Source organism: Fulvimonas soli, from assembly GCF_003148905.1.
GTDB lineage: Bacteria > Pseudomonadota > Gammaproteobacteria > Xanthomonadales > Rhodanobacteraceae > Fulvimonas > Fulvimonas soli.
Genome location: NZ_QGHC01000012.1, coordinates 1 through 19,563, shown reverse-complemented (window position 1 = coordinate 19,563; position 19,563 = coordinate 1). Strand labels below are relative to the sequence as shown.

General features: G+C 71.8%; 14 protein-coding genes. 6 read left to right on the top strand and 8 right to left on the bottom strand.

Features of this window, described 5'->3' with window-relative positions; translation table 11 throughout:
* Positions 1–251: 251 nt before the first annotated feature.
* A complete protein-coding gene (locus C7456_RS13890; RefSeq protein WP_245889878.1) occupies positions 252–1,934 on the top strand; it encodes a tetratricopeptide repeat-containing sulfotransferase family protein in 1,683 nt (560 codons plus the stop codon).
* A gap of 16 nt (positions 1,935–1,950) precedes the next feature.
* Here the strand turns inward: C7456_RS13890 and cyoE are convergent, their stop codons facing one another.
* The 4 genes from cyoE to C7456_RS13870 are packed head-to-tail and all read right to left on the bottom strand — an operon-like array spanning position 1,951 to position 5,310.
* Positions 1,951–2,853, bottom strand: a complete 903-nt coding sequence (cyoE, locus tag C7456_RS13885) for a heme o synthase (RefSeq protein ID WP_109724422.1) — start codon at positions 2,851–2,853, stop codon at positions 1,951–1,953.
* The gene (locus C7456_RS13880; RefSeq protein ID WP_109724421.1) at positions 2,850–4,007 is read right to left on the bottom strand and encodes a COX15/CtaA family protein; all 1,158 of its coding nucleotides are present in this window, start codon (positions 4,005–4,007) and stop codon (positions 2,850–2,852) included. The genes cyoE and C7456_RS13880 overlap by 4 nt, the downstream gene beginning before the upstream one ends.
* Entirely contained in the window at positions 4,007–4,573 is a 567-nt protein-coding gene (locus C7456_RS13875) for a hypothetical protein (RefSeq protein WP_109724420.1), read from the bottom strand. The genes C7456_RS13880 and C7456_RS13875 overlap by 1 nt, the downstream gene beginning before the upstream one ends.
* Complete coding sequence (locus C7456_RS13870; protein WP_109724419.1) at positions 4,570–5,310, bottom strand: SURF1 family protein; 741 nt, start codon at positions 5,308–5,310, stop codon at positions 4,570–4,572. The genes C7456_RS13875 and C7456_RS13870 overlap by 4 nt, the downstream gene beginning before the upstream one ends.
* Positions 5,311–5,369: 59 nt before the next feature.
* On the opposite strand from C7456_RS13870, the gene C7456_RS13865 reads away from it, so the two are divergent.
* Complete coding sequence (locus tag C7456_RS13865; RefSeq protein WP_109724418.1) at positions 5,370–5,585, top strand: twin transmembrane helix small protein; 216 nt, start codon at positions 5,370–5,372, stop codon at positions 5,583–5,585.
* Positions 5,586–5,730: 145 nt separating this feature from the next.
* Here C7456_RS13865 and C7456_RS13860 read toward each other — a convergent pair whose 3' ends face one another.
* The 3 genes from C7456_RS13860 to C7456_RS13850 form a co-directional block, all read right to left on the bottom strand.
* Positions 5,731–8,862, bottom strand: a complete 3,132-nt coding sequence (locus C7456_RS13860) for an efflux RND transporter permease subunit (protein ID WP_109724417.1) — start codon at positions 8,860–8,862, stop codon at positions 5,731–5,733.
* A 180-nt stretch (positions 8,863–9,042) separates the two neighbouring features.
* Positions 9,043–12,279: an efflux RND transporter permease subunit gene (locus C7456_RS13855; protein ID WP_109724416.1), complete on the bottom strand. Its 3,237-nt coding sequence runs from the start codon at positions 12,277–12,279 to the stop codon at positions 9,043–9,045.
* A gap of 109 nt (positions 12,280–12,388) precedes the next feature.
* Positions 12,389–13,627 (bottom strand): efflux RND transporter periplasmic adaptor subunit, encoded by a 1,239-nt coding sequence (locus C7456_RS13850; protein WP_109724415.1) that lies wholly within the window; start codon positions 13,625–13,627, stop codon positions 12,389–12,391.
* A gap of 306 nt (positions 13,628–13,933) precedes the next feature.
* Here C7456_RS13850 and C7456_RS13845 point away from each other — a divergent pair, with 306 nt between their 5' ends.
* Entirely contained in the window at positions 13,934–14,455 is a 522-nt protein-coding gene (locus C7456_RS13845; RefSeq protein WP_109724414.1) for a c-type cytochrome, read from the top strand.
* 463 nt (positions 14,456–14,918) lie between these two features.
* Here the strand turns inward: C7456_RS13845 and C7456_RS13840 are convergent, their stop codons facing one another.
* Positions 14,919–15,566 (bottom strand): acyl carrier protein phosphodiesterase, encoded by a 648-nt coding sequence (locus tag C7456_RS13840; RefSeq protein WP_109724413.1) that lies wholly within the window; start codon positions 15,564–15,566, stop codon positions 14,919–14,921.
* Positions 15,567–15,617: 51 nt separating this feature from the next.
* On the opposite strand from C7456_RS13840, the gene C7456_RS13835 reads away from it, so the two are divergent.
* The 3 genes from C7456_RS13835 (at position 15,618) to C7456_RS13825 (ending at position 19,345) form a co-directional block, all read left to right on the top strand.
* Entirely contained in the window at positions 15,618–16,304 is a 687-nt protein-coding gene (locus C7456_RS13835) for an alpha/beta hydrolase (protein WP_109724412.1), read from the top strand.
* Positions 16,305–16,333: 29 nt separating this feature from the next.
* Complete coding sequence (zapE, locus tag C7456_RS13830; protein ID WP_109724411.1) at positions 16,334–17,452, top strand: cell division protein ZapE; 1,119 nt, start codon at positions 16,334–16,336, stop codon at positions 17,450–17,452.
* Positions 17,453–17,590: 138 nt separating this feature from the next.
* Complete coding sequence (locus tag C7456_RS13825; protein ID WP_245889877.1) at positions 17,591–19,345, top strand: putative bifunctional diguanylate cyclase/phosphodiesterase; 1,755 nt, start codon at positions 17,591–17,593, stop codon at positions 19,343–19,345.
* The last annotated feature ends 218 nt before the right edge of the window (positions 19,346–19,563 follow it).

Here is a 19,563-nt window from a genome sequence, read left to right as displayed (position 1 = left end):
CAGGCGGTCGCCGCAGGCGATCAGCTTGTTCTGCCACGCCGCCATCCGATGCTCGCGGATGCCGGCGTTGCGACTAGGGTAGACGTCCATATGCCTTGGGTTGGTCGGACAGGAAGCCCCGCGACGCAAGGCGCCGTGGGGCCCGATCATTGTCGCCCCACGGCCGGATGACGTCAATGCGGAGCAGCGGGGCGGCAAGTCCCGTCATTCCGCCCTGCAGGCAGCATCAGCGGCAGCGACGCCCATCGGCCATGGCGCACGCGCGAATTTGGCATGATGGGGCACTCGGGCCCGCCGCACCCGCAGGCAAGCGCCAGAACCCGATCGAGGATCCGATGACCGTACCGGCCGAGCCCGAATCCCCCGTCCAGTCCATGCTGAATCAGGCCGCCAGGGCCATGGACGGCCGCAATCCGGGCCGTGCCAGCGAGCTGGCCGCCAAGGTGCTGCAACTCGAGCCCGACCATGCGGGCGCGCACCACCTGCTTGGCCTGGCCCTGCTGGACCTGCACCAGCTCGGCCGCGCCCTGGAGCACCTGAACCGGGCTTTGGCCCTTCATCCAAGGAGCTGCGAGTACGCCACCCATTTCGCCCGCGCGCTGGCGAGGGCGAACCGCCTGGGCGAGGCCCTCCAGGTGGCGAACATTGCCTACGCGCTGCCGCCGGCCCACCCGCTCACTCTGAACACGCTGGGCACCGTGTACATGCAGTGCAACGCCTTCGAGCGCGCCAATGCGCTGTTCCGGCGCGCCGCGGCGCAGCTGCCGGAGCATGCCGCCTGCCGCTTCAACCATGCGGTGACGCTCACCTTCACCGGCGACATCGAGGCGGCCGAGACCGAGTTCGACGCCTGCCTGGCACGCCAGCCGACCTACTGGCCCGCCTACGGCCTGCGCGCCCGGTTGCGCCGCCAGACGCATGCGCGAAATCACGTCGAGGCGATGCTGGCGCTGCTGGCCGAACACGCCGGCGACACCGAAGCACTGGTGCAGTTGCACTGCGCGCTGGGAAAGGAATACGAGGATCTGGGCGACTACGCCCAGGCGTTCGAGCACCTGCGCCGCGGCAAGGCGGCCGCCCGCGCGCGCAGCCACTACGATCCCTCGCACGACGCGGCGCTGGTGGACGCCTTCATCCGCGCCTTCCCCGAACCCCGCCCCCAGCCGCAAGGCTACGGCAGCGACGAACCGATCTTCATCGTCGGCATGCCACGCTCGGGCACCACGCTGGTCGAGCGCATCATCTCCAGCCATCCGGACGTCTATTCGGCCGGCGAGCTGAGGAATTTCGGCATGCAGGTCCTGCGCCTTTCCAACACTCATGCGCCGACGATGCTCAGCCCCGCGGCGATCGACCGCGCTCACCGGCTCGACTGGGAGCGCCTGGGCCTGCTCTACGTCGACAGCACGCGCCCGCAGACCGCGAATAAGCCGCACTTCATCGACAAGCTACCGCACAATTTCCTGTATATCGGCTTCATTGCCAATGCGCTGCCGAACGCGCGGATCATCTGTCTGCGGCGCAATCCAATGGATACCTGCCTGAGCAACTTCCGCGAGCTGTTCCTGGAGAGCTCGAGCTTCCACGGCTATTCCTTCGACCTGCTCGACATCGGCCGCTTCTACATCCAGTTCGACCGCATGATGACGCACTGGCGCAAGGTCCTTCCCGGCCGCGTGCTGGAGATCGACTACGAGGCCCTGGTCGCCGAGCAAGAGGCCTATTCGCGCCAGCTGCTGGCGCACTGCGGTCTTCCTTGGAACGACGCCTGCCTGCGTTTCGAGCAGAATACCGCCGCCTCCGCCACCGCCAGCACCACCCAGGTCCGCCAGCCCATCTACGCCGGCGCGATCAATCGATGGGAGAAATACGGCGAACTGCTGGAACCGCTGGAGCGGTTGCTCAACGAGGCCGGCATCGCCACGCGAGGCTGACACGCGCCGGCCGGGCCTAGGCAGGGCGCAGGAAGAGCCCGCCGGCTCCAAGCGGCGGCACCAGCCAGTGGTCGGCCAGCAGGAAGGCGAACAGCGCCATCAGGTAGACCACCGAGTACTTGAACACGCGCATGGCGAACAACTCGTCCGGCGGGCTCATCAGGCGGATCGCGTACCAGAGGAAGCCGCCGCCCAGCACCAGCGCGCCGCCCAGGTAGACCAGGCCGCTGAAGCCGGTGAGCGCCGGCAGCAGGGTCACCAGCACCAGCAGCACGGTGTAGAACAGCACGTGCCAGCGGGTGTAGACCACGCCGTGCGTCACCGGCAGCATCGGCACCTGCGCGCGCGCGTAGTCCTCGCGGCGGAAGATCGCCAGCGCCCAGAAGTGCGGCGGCGTCCACACGAAGATGATCAGGCACAGCTGCAGCGCGAAGGCGTGCAGCTCGCCGGTCACCGCGGTCCAGCCCAGCACCGGCGGGATCGCCCCGGCCAGGCCGCCGATCACGATGTTCTGCGGCGTGGCGCGCTTGAGGTAGGCCGTGTAGACCAGCGCGTAGCCGATCAGCCCGCCGAAGGTGAGCCAGGCGGTGAGCGGGTTGACCAGCAGCGCCAGCACCAGCATCGAGGCGACGCCAAGCGCGACCGCGAACAGCAGCACCTGCCGCGCGCTCAGCGCGCCGGTGGCCAGCGGCCGCCGCGCGGTGCGCGCCATCAGCTTGTCGATGCGCTCGTCGATCAGGTGGTTGAACGCGGCGGCCGAGCCGGAGGCCAGCCAGATGCCCAGCGTGCCGAACACCAGCGCGCGCCACGGCGGCAGGCCCGGCACCGCGAGGAACATGCCGATCACCGCGCAGAACACCAGGAGCGCCACCACGCGCGGCTTGGTCAGCTGCAGGTACTCGCGGACGCGGGCGATCATCGCGCGCGCTCCGGCGCGTCGTCCGCGAGCGGCTGCGTGCGCGCCAGCGCGGCGAGCAGGGTGAACAGCAGCAGCGCGGCCACGCCGTTGTGCGCGGTGGCCACCGGCAGCGGCAGGCCGAAGTGCACGTTGCTGATGCCCAGCAGCACCTGCGCCACCAGCACCGCGCCGATGGCGGCGCCCAGGCCGCGCAGGCCGCGCCGCGCCACGCGGTACGCCAGCCAGGCGAGGTAGCAGAACACCACCAGCGCGCCGATGCGGTGGGCGATCTGGATCGCGCTGCGCGCGGCCATGTCGAGCACGCCGCCCTCGTAGTTCACGCCGATGCCGCGCCACAGCACGAAGCCCTCGCGGAAGTCGGTGGGCGGCGCCCACTGTCCCAGGCACCTGGGGAAGTCGGTGCCGCAGGCCAGCGCCGCGTAGTTGGACGAGGTCCAGCCGCCCAGCGCGATCTGCACGGCGAGCAGCGCGATGCCCAGCACCACCGCGCGGCGCAGCGGCGCGTAGCCGTCGCCGTCGGCGCCGACGCCGGCGTAGCGCAGCGCGGCCCAGGCCAGCAGCGCGAAGGTGGTGATGCCGCCGAGCAGGTGGCCCATCACCACGATGGGCTTGAGCAGCAGGGTCACCGTCCACATGCCGAGCATGGCCTGGAAGATGATCACCGCCAGCGCCAGCACGCTGATCCGCCACGCGCCGGGCCGGCGCAGCCCGATCGCCGCGCCCAGCGGCAGGCCGATCGCCAGCGCCGACACCGCCGAGGACACCACGCGGTCGCCGCGCATGTACAGGGCCACGCCCACCACCGCGCAGGCGGCGCCCGCGATCACCGCCGCGCGCGCGGCGCGGCTGCGCCAGGCGGCGAGCAGCGCCAGCGCGAACACCGCCGTGCCCAGCGTGCCGGCGAGGAAGCGGTGCACCTGCTCGCGCCACGCCTTGTGGTCCTCGTAGGGACGGTCCGGGAAGGCGGCGTCGGCCTGGGCGATCTCGTGCGCGTGCTCGGGCCAGGTGACGCGGCCGTAGCAGGTCGGCCAGTCCGGGCAGGACAGGCCGGCGTTGGACAGGCGCACGAAGGCGCCGAACATCACCACGCCGAAGGCGAACACGGCGGCGAGCGCGGCGAGCCAGCGCAGGGTCTTGGCGGAACGGGCGGTCATCAGCGGATCACTTTCTGCAGGTCCTGGCGCAGGCCGGTCGGATCGAACCCGGCAGGATACCGCGCCAGCGCGGTGCCGTCGGATTCCACCAGCAGCGCGCTCACGCTGTCGGGCGCGGCGGGGCGCCAGGCGGCCAGGCGGCCGTCCGCGTCGCGGCCGAGCTGCCAGTAGCGGGTCATGCCGCTGCGCTCGGCGTCCGCCGGCGGCGCGCCGAGGTAGAGCAGGCGCAGGCGCGGCGCGTTCTGGTTGAGCGTGATCCGCGCCGCGGCCATCTTGGTCAGCGCGTCGAGGCAGCGCGCCGCGCAGTCCGGCCCCGCCAGCGCGACCAGGGTCATGCGCGGCTGCGCGTCGCGCCAGGCGTAGGTCGAGCCGTCGGCCAGCGTCACCCGCACCTGCTCGGCGGCGAAGTTGCGCTGCGGCTCGACCGGCAGGCCATGGCCCTTGCCGCCGGGCTGCCAGCCGATCGCGGTGAGCAGGGCGGCGGCGAGGACGGGCGCGGCGAACACTGCCATGATCAGCACCAGCTTGAGCCGGCTGGCGCGTTGCGGGGGAAGCGGCTTGGTCATCGGTCGGGCATCCTGGGAGTGCGTCGCGGCCGGTGCAGGATCACGAGGATCGCCACCGCCGCCACGGCGAAGCTGAACCACTGGAAGGCGTAGGCGCGGTGCCGCGCCGGCGGCATCGCGGAGAAGTCGTAGGCGTGCTCGCGCACGTAGATCGAGGCCGGGTCGGCGTCCAGGGCCAGCACGCGCGGGTACAGCGGCCGGCCGAGGTCGCGGGCGACCTCGGCCAGGTCGAGGTAGATGCTGGTCTTGGGCCAGCGCGACTGCCGCGCCAGCGCGTCGCCACCCATCTCGAAGCCGGCGCCCGGCGGCGGCAGGTACAGGCCGTGCAGCTCCACCTCGCCGGCGGGCAGCGGCGGCAGCTGCGGCGCGCGGTCGGTGCCGTCGCCGGGCAGGAAGCCCAAGTCGGCCAGCAGCAGCCGTTCGTCGCCCGCCAGCTGCAGCGGCACGTAGACCTCCGCGCCGCCGCGCCGGTCGTGGCGCGGGTTGTCCAGCAGGTAGACGCGGTCGGCCAGGTAGCGGCCGCGCACCCGCACGCGCGCGAAGGCGCCGGCCGCGGGCGCGCGCAGCGCCTGCGCGAAATCCTGCGGCGGCGCGGCCTGCGCTGCGGCATACCGTCGCAGCAGCGCCTCCTTCTCGTCGGCGCGGTGCAGCTGCCACACGCCCAGACGCAGGAACAGCAAGGCCCCGGCGAGGGTCAGCAGCACCGCCCACCAGGCGGGACGCCGCCAGCCGCTCACACGGGGGCTCCGCGGGCGGGGGCTATACTGCCCGGGTCGTAGTCGTTCGGACCAATCACGTGGAAACCGTCTACAAATATGCGCTGGTGATCCTGCTGCTGGTCGTGCTGTTCAACCTGGGCCAGGCGCTGTATTTCATGATGACCGACAAGGACGGCAGCAAGCGCACGGTCTGGGCGCTGACCCGTCGCATCGGGCTGTCCGTGCTGCTGATCCTGATGGTGGTGTTCGGCATCTGGATGGGCTGGCTGCACCCGCACGGCGTAACCCCGTAATTGTAGCGGCCCGGCCCGGCCGTGTCCGGCCCGCGGCCGCCCGCACCGGCGGAATGCGCGCGCGCGGCCGCATCCCCGGCGACCTTCCTCCCGCCGCGGCCCGCGCTGGACCGCCGTTTCCGGCGCAGGCCCGCCCGCCGCCGGCTCAGGCCGCGCGCGGGGTCCGGCGCGCGCCCGGACGGCGCGCGCGGCGCGCGGCGCGCCAGCCGTGCCAGCGCGCCGCCAGGCAGGAGAAGATCACGTACAGCGCCGGCGTGCTGAGCAGGGTCAGGCTCTGCGAGAACAGCAGGCCGCCGATCATCGCGATGCCGAGCGGCCGGCGCAGCTCGGAGCCCTCGCCCAGGCCGATGGCGATCGGCAGCGCGGCCAGGATCGCCACCATGGTGGTCATCATGATCGGGCGGAAGCGCACGATGCACGCCTCGCGCGCCGCCTCCAGCGGCGTCCTGCCGTGCTCGCGCTCGGCCACCAGGGCGAAGTCGATCATCATGATCGCGTTCTTCTTGACGATGCCGATCAGCAGCACCAGCGCGATCTGCGACACCACCGACAGCTCGGTGTCGGTGATCCACAGCGCCAGCAGCGCGCCCACGCCCGCCGCCGGCAGGGTGGAGAGGATGGTCACCGGGTGGATCAGGCTCTCGTAGAGCATGCCCAGCACGATGTAGACGGTGAGCACGGCGGCCAGGATCAGCCACAGCATGCCGCTCTGCGACTGCTGGAAGCGGCGGAAGTCGCCGCCCACGTTGAGCTTGATGTCGCCGGGCATGCGCATGTTGTCGACGGTGTGCTGGATGATCGCCATCGCCTCGCCCATGCTCACGCCCGGGGCGAGGTTGAAGCTCAGGTCCATCACCGTCTGCTGGTCCTCGTGCGCGATCTGCGAGGGCGCCAGGCCCGGCTCCTGGCGGGCGAAGGCGGTGATCGGGATCATCGCGCCGCCGCTGGAGCGCACGTAGATCTTGTCCAGCGCGGCCGGGGTGGCGGTCTGGTTGGGCAGCGCGGTGATGACCACCTTGTACTGGTTGATGTCCGAGTAGATGGTGGACACCTGGCGCTGGCCGAAGGCGTTGTACAGCGCGCCGTCGATGGTGCCCATGCTCACGCCCATGCGCGCGGCCTTGTCGCGGTCCACCACGATGTTCTGGCGCAGGCCGGCCTCGTCGATGTCGGAGCCGACGTCGAGCAGCTTGGGGTTCTTCTTCAGCTGCTCGACCAGCCTGGGCAGCCAGGTCTGCAGCTCGGCCAGGTCGTCGCCCTGCAGCGACACCTGGTACTGCGCGCCCTGCCCGCCGCCGCCGAAGCCGCCGCTGGGCAGGTCCTGGATCGCGCGCAGGCGCAGGTTGAGGTCGGGGTACTCGGCGGCCTTGGCGCTGAGCCGGTCGAGCACGGCGAAGGTGTCGTCCCGGCGCCCTTCCGCGCGGGTCCTCAGCTCGATGTTGAACGAGCCGCTGGTGCCCTGCCGGCTGGTGCCCAGGCGCGAGCTGACCGCCTTCACGTCCGGGTCGGCCAGCAGCATGTCGGTGATGCGCCGCTGGCGCGCGATGGTCTCCTGGAACGACACGGTGGCGCTGGAGCTGGCGCGCCCGGCGAGCAGGCCGGTGTCCTGCGGCGGGAACAGGCCGCTCTGCACCATGCCGAACAGGAACACCGTCGCCACGATCAGCGCCAGCGGGGTGAGCGCCAGCGCCAGCGCGTGGCGCAGCGAGAAGTCCAGCGCGCGGGTGTAGAGGCCGAGCATGCCGGCGTGGAAGCGGTCCAGCGCGCGGCCCAGCCGGCCGGGCCTTTCCGGCTCGCGGTGGCCGCTCAGGAAGCGCCCGCACAGCGAGGGCGTGAGGGTCAGCGAGACCAGCGCCGACATCGTGATCGCCGCCACCAGCGTCATGGTGAACTCGTGCATGAACAGGCCGGTGAAGCCCGGCGCGAACAGCAGCGGGATGAACACCGCGATCAGCGAGGCGGTGATCGAGACGATGGTGAAGCCGATCTCGCGCGCGCCGGTCAGCGTGGCCTGCAGCCGCGGCATGCCCTCGTCGATGTGGCGGATCACGTTCTCGATCACCACGATGGCGTCGTCCACCACGAAGCCGATGGCGATCACCAGCGCCAGCAGGGTGAGGTTGTTGAGCGTGTAGCCGAGCACGTACATCACGCCGAACGCGCCGGCCAGCGACAGCGGCACGGTGACCGCGGCGATCAGGGTGGGCGCCAGCCGGCGCAGGAACAGCGCCATGGTCAGCACCACCATCGCCAGCGAGATCAGCAGCGTGGCCTGCACCTCGTGCAGCGAGGCGCGGATGGTCGGGGTGCCGTCGAAGTACGGGGTCAGCTCGGTGCCGGGGCTCAGGTAGGCGCGCAGCTCCGGCACCAGCGCCTTCACCGCGTCCACGGTGGCGATCACGTTGGCGTCGGATTTCTTGTACACGTACATCAGCACCGCCGGCTTGTGCTGGAACCAGGCCGCCTGGTAGGCGTCCTGCTGGCCGGCGTACACGTGCGCCACGTCGGACAGCCGGATCGGCGTGCCGCTCTTGTTGGCGATGATCAGCGAGGCGAAGTCCTCGGCGGTGTGCAGCTGGTCGTTGGCGGTGATCGCGATGGTGGTCTTGCCGTCGGAGAGGAAGCCCTGCGGCGAGGTGACGTTGGCGGCGGTCAGCGCGTTGCGCAGCTGGTCCATCGACAGGCCCATCGCGTTGAGCGAGCGCAGGTTCACGTCGGCGCGGATCGCCGGGGTGGCGGCGCCGGCGATGTCCACCGAGGAGACGCCGTCGAGCTGGCGCAGCCGCTGCGCCAGCAGCGAGTCGGCCAGGTTGTAGAGGGTGGCCGCGTCCTGCGTGTCGGAGGTGAGCGCGAAGGCGATGACCGGGTCGTCGTTGGGGTTGGCCTTCTGGTAGCTGGGCGGGCTGTTGAGGCCGCTGGGCAGGTCCGGCTGCGCCGCGTTGATCGCCGCCTGCACGTCGCGCGCCGCCGCGTCTACGTCGCGGCCGCTCTGCAGCAGCAGGAACACCGAGGCGCTGCCCTCGGAGCTGCGCGAGCGCATCGTGTCGATGCCCGCCACCTGGCCCAGGTGGCGCTCCAGCGGCGCGGCCACGGTGGAGGCCATGGTGCTGGCGTCGGCGCCGGCCTGCGAGGCCTGCACGAAGATCACCGGGAACTGCATCTCCGGCAGCGCCGCCACGCCGAGCAGGCCGTAGCAGATCATGCCGACGAGGAACACGCCGGCGGCGAGCAGCGAGGTGCCGATCGGGCGGCGGATGAACGGGCCGGAGATGTTCATGCGTCGGACGGGCGGGTGGGAGCGGGCAGGATACGCGGCATCGGTCTACAACGCGCGACGGCGGCAACGGTTGAACGGCGGCGGCCGCGCACGACGCGGAAAGGGGCGCGGCCGGCGGCCACGCCCCTCGTCGGCTGCGGCCTGCGCCTCGGCGCGGGCCGCGATGTCAGCCGCATCGCGTCATGCCGCGTGTCCGCCCGCCTGCTGCGCGCGCGCCAGCTCGCGCCGCTCGCGGCGTGCGCGCAGCCAGTCGGAGTAGCGCTCCATGTAGAGGTAGATCACCGGGGTGGTGTACAGCGTGACCAGCTGCGACAGCAGCAGGCCGCCCACGATCGACACGCCCAGCGGCCGGCGCAGCTCGGCGCCGATGCCGTTGCCCAGCGCCAGCGGCAGCGCGCCGAGCATGGCCGCCGCGGTGGTCATCATGATCGGGCGGAAGCGCAGCAGGCAGGCGCGGCGGATCGCGTCGTGCGCGTTGAGGCCGGTGCGCTTCGCCTCGATGGCGAAGTCGATCATCATGATCGCGTTCTTCTTGACGATGCCGATCAGCAGCACGATGCCCACGATGCCGTCCACCGACAGGCTCATGCCGCACAGGATCAGCGCCAGCAGCGCGCCCACGCCGGCCGGCGGCAGGGTGGAGATGATCGTCAGCGGGTGGATGTAGCTCTCGTACAGCACGCCCAGCACGATGTAGATCACGATGATCGAGGCGAGCAGCAGCAGCACCTCGTTGGTCAGCGAGGTGGAGAACTCCGCCGCCTTGCCGACGAACTCGCCGCGCACCTGCGGCGGGAACTTCAGCTGCTGCTCCACCTCGTGGATCGCCTTGACCGCCTGCGACAGCGAGTAGCCCGGCGCCAGGTTGAACGAGATGGTCACCGCCGGCAGCTGGTTCTGGTGGCTCACCACCAGCGGCGCGCTGGTGTAGGTGGCGGTGGCCAGCGAGGAGATCGGGATCGAGCCGCCCGCGCCCAGCTGCAGGCCGGTGTTGGACTGGCCGATGCCGGTGGGCGTGGCCGAGTTGCTCGACACCAGCTGGCCGAAGCTGGTGGCGTTGCTGCCGGTGAGCGCGCCCGAGCCGTTGCCGCGCACGGTGAGCTTGTTCAAGAGGTCCGCGCTGTTGCGGAACTCCGGCGCCACCTCCAGCACCACGCGGTACTGGTTGAGCTGGGTGAAGATGGTGGAGATCTGGCGCTGGCCGAAGGCGTCGTACAGCGTGTCGTCGATGGTCTGCACCGGCACGCCCAGGCGGCTGGCCTTGTCGCGGTCGATGGTGAGCTTGAGCGCGTTGCCCGAGTCGGCCAGGTTGTTGTCCACGTCGGCCAGCTCCGGGCGCTGGCGCAGCGCCTGGGTCATCTGGGTGGCGTACTTGGCCAGCTCGGCGGAGTTCACCTCGGACATCGCGTACTGGTACTCGGTGGCGGCCACGCGGGTGTCCAGCGTCACGTCCTGCACGGGCTTGAGGTACAGCGCCACGCCGGGGATGTTCGCCACCGCCTGCTGCAGCCGCGGCAGCACCTCGTCCAGGCCGCCGCGGTCGCCGCGGTCCTTCAGCACGATCGAGAGCTGGCCCTGGTTGAGCGTGGGGTTGATGGTGCCGGCGCCGATGAAGGCGGCCACGCCGCTCACCGCCGGGTCCTTGCGCAGCGCCTCGGCCACCGCCTGGGTGCGCTGCTCCATCTGCGGGAAGGCCACGTTCTGGTCGGCCTGCACCACGCCGGTGACCAGGCCGGTGTCCTGCTCGGGCAGCAGGCCCTTGGGGATCACGATGTACAGCAGCACGGTGACGATGATGGTGATGGTCGCCACCAGCATGGTCAGCCGCTGGTGCCCCAGCACCCAGTCCAGCGAGCGCTCGTACAGGCCCACCGTGCGCGCCCACACCGTGCGCTTGCCGGCCGCGGCGTGGCGCTCGTGCGCGTCCTCGCCCTCGGGCAGCTGGTCGGGCTTGAGCAGGTAGGCGCACATCATCGGCGTCAGCGTCAGCGACACCAGCATCGATATCGCCACCGCGATCGACAGCACCCAGGCGAACTCGTGGAACAGGCGGCCGGTGACGCCGGGCATCAAGAGCAGCGGCAGGAACACCGCGATCAGCGACACGGTCAGCGACAGCACGGTGAAGCCGATCTCCCTCGCGCCGATCTCGGCGGCCTCCTTGCCGTCCTTGCCCTGCTCGATGTAGCGCACGATGTTCTCGATCATCACGATCGCGTCGTCCACCACGAAGCCGGTGGCCACGGTCAGCGCCATCAGCGAGAGGTTGTCCAGCGACATGCCGGCGAAGGCCATCACGCCGAAGGTGCCCAGCAGCGACAGCGGCACCGCCACCGAGGGGATCACCGTGGCCCACAGCCGGCGCAGGAACACGAAGATCACCGCCACCACCAGGCCGATGGTGAGCAGCAGGGTGAACTGCACGTCCTCCACCGAGGCGCGGATGGTCACCGTGCGGTCGGCGAACACGTCCAGCTTGACGTCGGCCGGCAGCACGCTGCGCAGCTCCGGCAGGATCGCGCGGATGCGCTGCACCGTCTCCACGATGTTCGCGCCGGGCTGGCGGCGCACGTCCAGCAGCACCGCCGGCTTGCCGTTGGCCCAGGCGGCGAGCTGGTCGTTCTCCACGCCGTCGACCACGCTGGCCACGTCGGACAGCCGCACCGGCGCGCCGTTCTTGTAGCTGATGATGGTGTTCTTGTACTCGGCCGCGTCGGCGAGCTGGTCGTTGGTGCCGATCGAGTAGCTCTGCGTGGTGCCGTTGAGCGTGCCCTTGGGCGCGTTGACGTTGGCCTGGGTGAGCGCGCTGCGCACGTCCTCCAGGGTGAGGCCGAGGTTGGACAGCTGCGCCGGGTTGACCTGGATGCGCACCGCCGGGCGCACGTTGCCGGCGATCGAGACCAGGCCCACGCCCTGCACCTGCGAGAGCTTCTGCGCCAGGATCGAGTCGGCCAGGTTGTTGACGTCGCGCAGCGCCACCGTGTCGGAGGTGAGCTTGAGGGTGAGGATCGGCGCGTCGGCCGGGTTCACCCGGTTGTAGACCGGCGGGTACGGCAGGCTGCCGGGCAGCGGCGCCTGCTTGATCGCCGCCTGCACGTCCTGCGCGGCGATGTCGATGTCGCGGTCCATGTTGAACTGCAGGATGATCGTCGACAGGCCGGCCGACGAGTCCGAGCTCATCATCGCCAGGCCCGAGATCTGGCCGAACTGGCGCTCCAGCGGCGTGGTCACCAGCGCCGCCATGGTGCTGGCGCTGGCGCCGGGGTACTGGGTGGTCACCACCAGGCTGGGCGCATCGATCTCCGGCAGCGCCGAGACCGGCAGCTGGCGATAGCCGAGCACGCCGAGCAGCAGCACCGCCACCATCAGCAGCGAGGTGGCGATCGGTCGGCGGATGAAGATCGTGGAGAATCCCATGGGTATCTATGCAGCCATCGTGGCGGTCAGCGGCTGACCGCGTTGGACAGGGGCCTGGCCCGGCCGCGCGCGGCGCCCCGCGGGCGCCGGCCGCGCGGCCGCGGGCTCATCAGCCGCCGCGACCGCCGCGGCGCGCGCCGCGCTGGCCGTTCTTCTTCGCCTTCTGCATCTCCTCCGCGGTGGGCACCGCCGGCACCTCGCCGGGCTTGAGCGCGTTGACCTTGCTGCCCGGCTTGAGGCGGAACTGGCCCTCGGTGACCACGCGGTCGCCCTCGCCGAGGCCCTTGCTCACCATCACGTGGCTGTCGCCGACCTCCTGCGCCACCGTCACCGGCTGCATCTTCACCGTCTTGTCGGCCTGCACCAGGTAGACGTAGTCGCCGTCCGGGCCGCGCTGCACCGCCTGCGCCGGGATCACCAGGCCGCCCTTCACGGTGCTCACCTTCAGCTGCACGTTGACGAACTGGCCCGGCCACAGGCTGTTGTCCTGGTTGGGGAACTCCGACTTCAGCTTGAAGGTGCCGGTGCTGGTGTCGATCTGGTTGTCGATCACCTTGAGCACGCCGCCGCTGGCGATCACGTGCGCGTCGGTGCGGTCCACCGCCGCCACCTCCAGCGGCGCGCCGCCCTGGAAGGCCGCGCGCACCTGCTCGAGGTTCTGCTCGGGCAGGTTGAAGATGACGTTGATCGGGTGCAGCTGGGTCAGCGTGACGATGCTGCTGGAGGTGCTGACCAGGTTGCCGGGGTCGACGCCGCGGATGCCGGCCACGCCGTCGATCGGCGAGAGCACCTTGGTGTAGCCCAGCTGCACCTGCGCGTCGCGGATCGCCGCCTCGTCGGCGGCCACCGTGCCCTCGAGCTGGGCCACGGTGTTGCGCAGGTTGTCCAGGTCCTGCTTGGAGATGTAGCCCTTCGGCGCCAGGTCCTGGCTGCGCGCGTAGTTGCTGCGCGCGGTGGCCAGCTGCGCCTGGTCGCGCTTCCTGTTCGCCACCGCCTGGTCGTAGTTGGCCTGGAACGTGCGCGGGTCGATCTGCGCGAGCAGGTCGCCCTTCTTCACCTCCTGGCCCTCGGTGAAGTGCAGGCTGAGCAGCTGGCCGCTCACCTGCGGGGTCACCGTCACCGTGTTGAGCGCCTGCACGGTGCCCAGCGCGGTGAGGTACACCGGCACGTCCTGGCGCACCACCGGCTCCACCGTGACCGGCACCGGCGCCGCGTCGGCGCCCTCGGCGCCCGGCCGGCCCTGGCCGCCCATGCCGGCGCCGCCGGGCTTGTGCAGCAGGCGGAAGCCGAGCGCGAGCGCGACCAGCACCACGACGACGATCAGCGCGATCTTCCAAAAACGCGACATGTGCAGAAACTCCCGAGTGGACGGCGGCCCGGACGGGCCCGGCGCGATGCGCGCACTTGACTTGGATGTTGGGGACGAAGGATAGGGGCAGGGGAACGATAATGGACAATGCCGGTTGACAGGGGGGGTCCATGACCGATGGCAGGGGCGCGCCGCCGGCCCCGCGCCGCGCCCGGCGCGGCCGCCGGCCCCGAAACTTGCGCGCCGCTTTCGTCTATAATCGCCCGCTTCTTGCCCTGGCCGCCGCCACAGGCTGCCGGCGCAGCGTTTCCATTCGATGTCCGGAGTATTTGCGTGAGCGGTTCCATGAGCAAATCCGACCAGGGTTTCCTGCGTCAGTTCTCGCTGCTGATTGCCGGCCTGGCCGTGCTGACCATCGTGCTGATCAGCGCGGCCTACGCCATCTACAGCCACGAGCCCAAGGAAACCGACCCCACCGCCCCGCAGCAGACCGCCTCGCGCATCGCACCGGCCGGCGCGGTGTACGCCGGCAACACCGGCCGCGCCGCCATGCAGGCCGCGCAGGAGGCCGCCGCCAAGGCCGCCGCCGCGCAGGTCGCCTACGGCGGCAGCACCGACGGCAAGACCATCTACGACAACCTCTGCCACAGCTGCCACACCGCCGGCGTGGCCGGCGCGCCCAAGCTGGGCGACAAGGGCGCCTGGGGCCCGCGCATCGCGCAGGGCCTGGACACCCTGGTCAAGCACGCGGTCGAGGGCTACCACGGCCCGGACGGCAACTTCATGCCGCCCAAGGGCGGCAACCCGGCGCTGACCGACGAGCAGGTGAAGAACGCCGTGCAGTGGATCGTGGGGCAGGCCAAGTAGGCCTCGCCCCGGCCCGACGAGCATCGCCAAACGCCGCCCGCGGGGCGGCGTTTTCGTTCGGCCCTTCTCCCTTGCGGGAGAGGAGCCAAGGACTCCGCCAGGCGTCGTCCCGGGCGATGCTTTTGCTTTGCCCCTTCTCCCCTCCGGGGAGAAGGTTGGGATGAGGGGGCGGGGCTTGCGGCGGCGTTCGACGGGCGATCCTCAATCCATGCGCCGCCCTTCATCGAGCTGCCGGACGCATTCGCAAGAGCCGCCCCTCACCCCAACCCTCTCCCCGCAGGGGAGAGGGAGCCAAGGACTTCGCCAGACGCCGGCCGGGGCGATGCTTTTGCTTTGCCCCTTCTCCCCTCCGGGGAGAAGGCCGGGATGAGGGGCCGGGGCTCGCGGCAACGCCCGACGGGCCCTCCTCAATCCATGCGCCGCCCTTCATCGAGCTGCCGGACGCATTCGCAAGAGCCGCCTCTCACCCCAACCCTCTCCCCGCAGGGGAGAGGGGGCCGTGGTGCGTGCCATCGGCGGGGGAGCCTTGCCATGCCTCGATCCACCGCGCCGCGTGCCCGCGCAGGTCGGGAAAGAACGCCTCGAAGCGCGCCTGCAGCGGCGCGTCCAGCGCCTGCAGCACCGGCAGCGCGCGGTCCAGCGGGTTGGCGCGGCTGAGCCGGCGGCCGATGCCCGCCAGCGCGCGCGCCAGCACGGCCGGATCGGCGTAGCCGGCAGGCAGGTCGTGCGCTTCCATGTACGCGGCGAAGCGGCGCAGGGCGGGCGGCAGCCGCGCGTCCTCGCGGCGCAGCAGCGCGCGCACGCCGGCCGCGAAGTCCGCCAGCGGCCGCGCGCTCCAGCGGCCGAAGTCGCGCGCCAGGCAGTGGTCGAACCACATGTCGAGCAGGATGCCGGCGTAGCGCCGGTACGGCGGCGGCAGCAGCGCCTTGGCCGCCAGCACCTCGGGATGCGCGTCGGTGTAGGCGTCGATCGCGCGGTGCAGGCGGATGCCGGCGGCCACCGCCGTCGGCAGCGCCGGATCGGGCGCGCCGCGCACGAAGTCGCCGAGCAGGCCGCCCAGCCGCAGGCCGTCGTCGTCGCCGGCCAGCAGCGCGTGCGCCAGGTGGTTCATCGCCGCCGTCCTTCCGGGCGGGGCGACGGCGCGGCGGTTATCATCGTGCGCATGACTCCCGCCGAAATCCCCGCCGATCCCGCGCGCTTTCCCGAACAGGCCGCCAGCTTCGCGCTGAGCGGCCCCGCCGGCAAGCTGGAAACCGTCGCCGACGTGGCCGAGCGCGCCGCGGCGCGCCGCGGCACCGCGGTGATCTGCCACCCCAATCCCGCGCAGGGCGGCACCATGCACAACAAGGTGGTGACCATGGTGGAACGCTCCCTGCGCGAGCTGGGGCTGGACACCGTGCGCTTCAACTTCCGCGGCACCGGCGCCTCCGAGGGCAGCTACGACCACGGCGCCGGCGAGGGCGACGACCTCGCCGCGGTGGTCGCCTGGGTGCGCCGCGTGCGCCCCGGCGACGCGCTGTGGCTGGCCGGCTTCTCCTTCGGCGCCTACGTCACCCTGCGCAACGCGGCGGCGCTGCGGGCCGACGCGCTGATCAGCATCGCCCCGCCGGCCGGGCGCTGGCCGTTCGAGGACATCGCGCCGCCGGCCTGTCCCTGGCTGGTGGTGATGGGCGAGGAGGACGAGGTGGTGGAGCCGCAGGCGGTGTTCGACTGGATCGACGGCCTGGAGCGCCGCCCCGAGCTGGTGCGCATGCCCGAGACCGGCCACTTCTTCCACCGCCGCCTGATGGACCTGCGCGGCGCGATCAAGCACGCCGTGCACGACTGGCTGCCGCCGCCGCGCGGCTGAGCCGCCGCACGCCACGCAAGCGATTCCCGATGACCGAACCCGCCCCGATCGCGCCCAGCGCGCGCTACCAGGAAGGCGTCGCCGCGCACCGCTGGGAGGCCGATCCCGCACAGCAGGCGGTGCTGCCCGAACTCGACCGCCTGCACGCCGCGCTGTGCGCCCCGCCGTCCAACGGCAACGGCCTGCTCGGCCGGCTGCGCGCGCTGCTCGGCGGCGAGGAGCGCGAAGCGGTGCCGGGCCTGTACCTGTGGGGCAGCGTGGGCCGCGGCAAGACCTTCCTGATGGACCTGTTCGCCGCCAGCCTGCCGCGCGGGGTGGCGCTGCGCCGGCACTTCCACCGCTTCATGGGCGAGGTGCACGCGCAGCTGCGCGCGCTGGGCGAGCGGCAGGACCCGCTGGTGGAGGTGGCCGCCGACCTCGCGCGGCGCTGCCGCGTGCTGTGCCTGGACGAGTTCATGGTCAGCGACATCGGCGACGCGATGATCCTGGCCAACCTGCTGGAGGCGCTGTTCGCGCGCGGGGTGAGCCTGGTCACCACCTCCAACACCGCGCCGGAGAACCTCTACCGGGACGGCCTGCAGCGCGCCCGCTTCCTGCCCGCCATCGCGCTGATCGGGAAGCACTGCCACGTGGTGGAAATGGTCTCGCCGCGCGACTGGCGGCTGCGCGCGCTGGCGCAGGCGCCGGTCTACCTGACCCCGCCCGGCGCCGAGGCCGAGCGCGCGCTGGCGCGCATCTTCGCCGGGCAGGCGCAGGGCGAGGCGCAGGACGGCGGCGCGATCGAGGTCAACGGCCGGCCGATCCCCGTGCGCCGCCGCGCCGAGGGCGTGCTGTGGTTCGAGTTCGACGCGCTGTGCGAGGGCCCGCGCGCGGTGGCCGACTACATCGCCATCGCCAAGGCCGGCCCCACCGTGATCGTCTCCAACGTGCCGCAGTTCACCGTCTACAGCGAGGACGCCGCCAGGCGCTTCGTGCTGCTGGTGGACGAGTTCTACGACCGCCGCGTGAAGCTGGTGCTGTCGGCCGCCGCGCCGGTCACCGAGCTGTACGACGGCGAGCGCCTGCGCGCCGAGTTCGGCCGCACCGAGTCGCGCCTGATCGAGATGCAGAGCCGCGAATACCTGGCCCTGCCCCACCGCGCCGACTAAAGATCCGGCCCGGCCGGCCGTTTTTCGCATTGCGGCGTGACGTGCGTCGCGGTAGCGTGCCGTCCAGGGGAATCGCACCGTTCGGGACAGGGGTGGATGCGAATGCGCACGACCACGGGAATCGACCCGGGTCCGGTCATGGCCCGCCCGGCCGGGGCGACGGCCGTGGACGGCTTCTCCGTGCCCGGCTTCGACGCCGTGGCCCGCCTGGCCGCGCGCTCGCTGGGCGTGCCGCTGGTGTCGCTGGTGCTCAACGACGGCAGCGCCTACTGGTTCACCGGCGGCAGCGGCGTGCCGGCGCACGACCCGCGCCCGCTGCATCCGCTCTACCTGGAAATGGCGCACCGGCTCACCGCGCAGGTGGTGCTGGACACCCGCCACGACGAGCGCTTCCGCGACGTGGTCCTGCACCCCGAGGCGGCCTCCGCGCCGGTGCGCTTCTTCGCCAGCGAGCCGGTGTTCACCCTCACCGGCCAGCAGATCGGCGCGCTGTGCGTGATGGACGCGGCCCCGCGCGAGGAGCTGCGCGAGGCCGAGCGCGCCGCCCTGCGCGACGCCGCCGCGCTGGCCGGCGCCGGCGTGGTGCTGCGCGGCTACCTGGGCCGCACCGACCCGGTGACCCAGCTGCCGCACCGCAACGCCTTCTTCGAGGACCTGCGCGCGCACCTGGACGGCATGCCGGACGTGTGGGTGATCGCCATCGACGTGGCGCCGGTGCAGCGCTTCAACGCCTTCGTGCGCGCGATGGGCCACGTCTACTCCGACGAGCTGCTGCGCGCGGTCGCCGGCCGCACGCAGGGCTGGCTGCCGCCCGACGCCCACCTGTACCAGGTCGGCGCGGCGCGCTTCGCCGCGGTGCTGCCGGGCCGGCACGGGCAGATCGACACGGCGCGGCTGGACGAGCTGGTCGCGCAGCTGCGCCAGCCGTTCGACTGCCTGGGCATCCCGCTGACCCTGCAGCCCGGCGTCGGCCTGCTGAAGGTGGCCGCCGCGGAGCTGCGCGGCGGCGATCCGCTGCGGCTGGTGATGAGCGCCTCCCACGCCGCCCAGCAGAGCGTGCGCGGCTGGGCCGTGTACGACCGCGCGCAGGACGAGCGGCACCGCCAGGAGTTCTTCCTGGTCACCGAGCTGGCCGCCGCGCTCACCGAGCGCACCGAGCTGGACCTGTACTACCAGCCGCGGGTGGACCTGGACGACGGCCGCTGCACGGGTCTGGAGGCGCTGGCGCGCTGGCAGCACCCCACGCTGGGGCTGATCTCGCCCGGCCACTTCATCGGCCTGGCCGAGCGCGCCGGCCTGATGCGCGCGCTGACCCAGTGGGCGCTCGACCACGGCCTGGCGCAGCTGGCCGCCTGGCGGCGCGCCGGCCACGACGTCGCGCTCTCGCTCAACGTCTCCAGCACCGACCTCGGCGCCGACCTGGTGAGCCGCCTGCGCAGCGCGGGCGAGCGCCATGGCGTCGCGCTGGACGCGCTCGAGCTGGAGTTCACCGAGGGCACGCTGATGGAGCACAGCGAGACCACCCGCCACCACCTGGAGGCGATCCGCCAGCTCGGCGCCGGCATCGCCATCGACGACTTCGGCACCGGCTACAGCAACCTGGCCGCGCTGCGCCAGATGCCGGCGACCAGCCTGAAGATCGACCAGTCCTTCGTGCGCGGCATGGGCGCCAGCGAGCACGACGCGGCGATCGTGCGCTCGGTGGCGGAGCTGGCGCACAACCTGGGTTTCCGGGTGGTGGTGGAGGGGGTGGAGACCGCGCACATCTACCGCAACGTGCTGGAGATGGCCTGCGACGAGGCGCAGGGGTTCCACATCGCGCGCCCCCTGCCGGCGGCCGAGGTGCCGCGCTGGCTGGCCGAGCGGCCGGTGTTGCCGACGCGGCGGGGGTAGCGTCGCCGCCGGGGCGCGGCGGTGGTGTTGTCTGCTCGCTCGAAGCCGGCATCGCGCGGGGGCTGCCGCGGCTGGGTCGCCTGCGGCGGGTTTCGCTGGCCTGCCGGCCAGCGAGTTCCCTTAGCTTTGCTGGCCCAAAGAAAAGGAACCGAAAGAAACGGCCTGGATGAGCCCGGGGAAAGGAAAGAGCCTGCACGGCCACACCTTGCCTTGCCAGC

Bases quoted from the DNA above. Each gene is read 5' to 3' on its own strand.
- C7456_RS13840 (WP_109724413.1), bottom strand. From the start codon at position 15,566: ATGAACCACCTGGCGCACGCGCTGCTGGCCGGCGACGACGACGGCCTG.
- C7456_RS13835 (WP_109724412.1), top strand. From the start codon at position 15,618: ATGACTCCCGCCGAAATCCCCGCCGATCCCGCGCGCTTTCCCGAACAG.
- zapE (WP_109724411.1), top strand. From the start codon at position 16,334: ATGACCGAACCCGCCCCGATCGCGCCCAGCGCGCGCTACCAGGAAGGC.
- C7456_RS13825 (WP_245889877.1), top strand. From the start codon at position 17,591: ATGGCCCGCCCGGCCGGGGCGACGGCCGTGGACGGCTTCTCCGTGCCC.
- C7456_RS13855 (WP_109724416.1), bottom strand. From the start codon at position 12,279: ATGGGATTCTCCACGATCTTCATCCGCCGACCGATCGCCACCTCGCTG.
- C7456_RS13850 (WP_109724415.1), bottom strand. From the start codon at position 13,627: ATGTCGCGTTTTTGGAAGATCGCGCTGATCGTCGTCGTGGTGCTGGTC.
- C7456_RS13880 (WP_109724421.1), bottom strand. From the start codon at position 4,007: ATGACCGCCCGTTCCGCCAAGACCCTGCGCTGGCTCGCCGCGCTCGCC.
- cyoE (WP_109724422.1), bottom strand. From the start codon at position 2,853: ATGATCGCCCGCGTCCGCGAGTACCTGCAGCTGACCAAGCCGCGCGTG.
- C7456_RS13890 (WP_245889878.1), top strand. From the start codon at position 252: ATGGCGCACGCGCGAATTTGGCATGATGGGGCACTCGGGCCCGCCGCA.
- C7456_RS13875 (WP_109724420.1), bottom strand. From the start codon at position 4,573: ATGACCAAGCCGCTTCCCCCGCAACGCGCCAGCCGGCTCAAGCTGGTG.
- C7456_RS13860 (WP_109724417.1), bottom strand. From the start codon at position 8,862: ATGAACATCTCCGGCCCGTTCATCCGCCGCCCGATCGGCACCTCGCTG.
- C7456_RS13845 (WP_109724414.1), top strand. From the start codon at position 13,934: ATGAGCAAATCCGACCAGGGTTTCCTGCGTCAGTTCTCGCTGCTGATT.